The organism is Asanoa sp. NPDC050611, from assembly GCF_040654855.1.
Lineage (GTDB): Bacteria > Actinomycetota > Actinomycetes > Mycobacteriales > Micromonosporaceae > Asanoa.
The window spans coordinates 1-1,015 of record NZ_JBFAIU010000715.1; the positions used below are offsets into that span (position 1 = coordinate 1).

Sequence of the window (1,015 nt, forward strand, 5' to 3'; positions counted from 1 at the left end):
AGCTCGCGCTCCGGTGCGTCCGGGCCCCCGGCCAGCGCGGCCTGGAACCAGGGGTGCTGGTCGGAGCAGTGGTTGGGAATCGGCGCGGGCCTGCTCCACCAGCGGCGTCGCCTCGGCCGCGCGGCCGACCAGTGCGTACGCGGCGCCCAGCATCAGCAGCACCCAGCCCCGTTCGTGCACCTGGAGCGGTGCGGTGGCGGACAGGTCGCGGGCCCGCTCCAGCAGGGTCGCCGCCGCCGTGGCGTCGTGCCGGCTGAGCAGCAGTGAACCGAGGTCGCCGAGCACCTGCACCTCGCGCCGCTGGTCGCCGGTCGCGCGGTAGTGCTCCCGGGCGGCGGTGAGCGCGGTGACCGCCGCGCCGTGCCGCCCCGCGTCCCGCAGCGCGGTGCCGAGCCCCTGGCGGGTGAACGCGATCCAGTCGGCGTCGCCGATCGCCGACCACTCCGCCAGCGCGGCGGTGAGCAGCCCGAGGCCGGTCGTCACGTAGCCGAACGCCGTCTCCACCTGCCCGAGCCGGGTGCGCGCCTTGGCGATCGCGACCGGATCGCCGACCGCCTCCTCGGCCCGCAGGCGGTCCTGGCTGATCGTGCGGAAGTGGGTCTGCTCGACCCGGTGCAGCAGGCTCTCGTCGGCGGCCGACGCGAGCCGGGCGGCCTCGCCGGGTGCGCCGTGGTCGACGAGGTGCCGCACGGTGAGCGCGACGTTCTCGGCTTCCGCCTCGGCGGCCGGCAGGTCCGCACCGGCGAGCATCGCCACGTACCAGTCGACCAGGCGACGCAGCGCCGGCGCGGCGGCCTCGGGCGTCTCGGCCAGCCGCTCGCGGGCGAAGAGCCGCATCAGGTCGTGCAGGGTGTAGCGCCCGGCACCCGCCGCCTCCACCAGCCGGGCGTCCACCAGACCCTCCACGATGGACGCGTCGCCCGTGAGCGCGGCGGCGGCGCCCGCGGCCAGGCCGCGACCGGGGTACGCGCCGAGGGCGCGGAACGCCGCGCGCTGCGGTTCGGTCAGGTCCCGG

General features: G+C 77.4%; 1 protein-coding gene. It reads right to left on the minus strand.

Features of this window, described 5'->3' with window-relative positions; translation table 11 throughout:
* On the minus strand, positions 1–1,015 hold a 1,015-nt coding region (locus AB0H87_RS42045; protein WP_360159517.1), incomplete at both ends, for a hypothetical protein.